This is a genomic window from Thalassotalea marina, assembly GCF_014656435.1.
Classification (GTDB): Bacteria; Pseudomonadota; Gammaproteobacteria; order Enterobacterales; family Alteromonadaceae; genus Thalassotalea_C; species Thalassotalea_C marina.
The window spans coordinates 1-1,361 of record NZ_BNCK01000025.1 but is presented as its reverse complement, the minus strand read 5'-3'; the positions used below and the strand labels follow the sequence as shown (position 1 = coordinate 1,361).

Here is a 1,361-nt window from a genome sequence, read left to right as displayed (position 1 = left end):
TAACGAATGATATGGACTCCCCACTCGGCATCAATGTGCCATAGTGAAGTTGATAAAGAGCTTCAATTGAGGAGAGTCCATATGTCACTAATTAAAGCAATTGGCATCGATTTAGCCAAATCTGTGTTTAGTATCCACGGTGTCGATGCTCATGACAAGTGTAAAATTCGTAAAACCATCAAGCGAAACAAACTGTTAGCTGAAATTGCAACATTGCCACCATGTATTATCGGGATGGAAGCCTGCTCTGGGGCACACTATTGGGCAAGAGAGTTTACTAAGCTTGGACATGACGTGCGTATCATGGCTTCAAAATTTGTTATCCCATATCGCCAAAATGAAAAAAATGATGCCAATGACGCCGAAGCCATATGCGAAGCGGTAACACGTCCTAAAACACGGTTTGTGAGTATTAAAAGTGAAGAGCAACAAGCCGTACTGTGTTTACACCGTATTCGCCAAGGCGCTATTAAAGACAGAACAGCACTGATTAATCGCCTTAGAGGCTTACTCGCTGAGTTCGGCATCATCATGCCTAAAGGCAGGTACCCTGCACAACATGCTATCACCAGTATTTTAGAAGATGCAGAGAACGACTTACCTATGCTTGCTAGAGAGCTATTGCATGATTTATGGCAAGAGATAAAAGGGTTAAACGAACAAATCCTTAAACATGATAGAAAACTGTATCAGTTAGCCCATCAAATGAAAGCCGCCAAGCGCTTGATGAGTATTCCTGGCGTCGGCGAAGTGACTGCAACCGCGGTAGTTGCCACTGTCTGTGAGGCAAAAGACTTCGACACTTCTCGTGCATTTAGCGCATGGATTGGTTTAGTACCAAAACAATACACTACAGGTGGACAGGTAAAGTTGGGAAGAATATCAAAACGTGGCGAAAAGCACATTCGAACTTCTCTCATACATGGCGCTCGCGCCGTGATTGCCAACTGCAAGCACAAAACTGACAGAACCAGTTTATGGATAAAAGAACTTATCGAGCGACGAGGGTTTAAGCGAGCAACTGTTGCATTAGCGGCAAAAAATGCCCGATTAATTTGGGCGCTGCTTAGAAGTAACAATGAATATCAAGTTGATTATGTGAAATAGAGAAAACGTAAACCAAGCGGTTAACCCCACCGAGGTTTAGCATTAGCAAGTGACGATAACACGGTCAGACCGAGAGCATAAAAGCCTGTTTAGTCGGGAAGTATTTAAATACTGTTTAACGAATGAGGCAATGCTCAAGCGCAAATCATCAGGGCGATAGCGTAAATAGCTAACAAACGCCGAATGTAGAGCTGCTGTCAGATCTTCTTGTTGTCAGAAACTGCTTGTGCTTGACAAAGGGGAGTCCATGTAGC

General features: G+C 43.6%; 1 protein-coding gene. It reads left to right on the top strand.

What is annotated here, in order from left to right:
* The first annotated feature begins 81 nt into the window (after window positions 1-81).
* Window positions 82-1,107, top strand: coding sequence for an IS110 family RNA-guided transposase (locus tag IE199_RS21805; RefSeq protein ID WP_189775034.1), 1,026 nt, complete (start codon window positions 82-84; stop codon window positions 1,105-1,107).
* Window positions 1,108-1,361 lie beyond the last annotated feature (254 nt).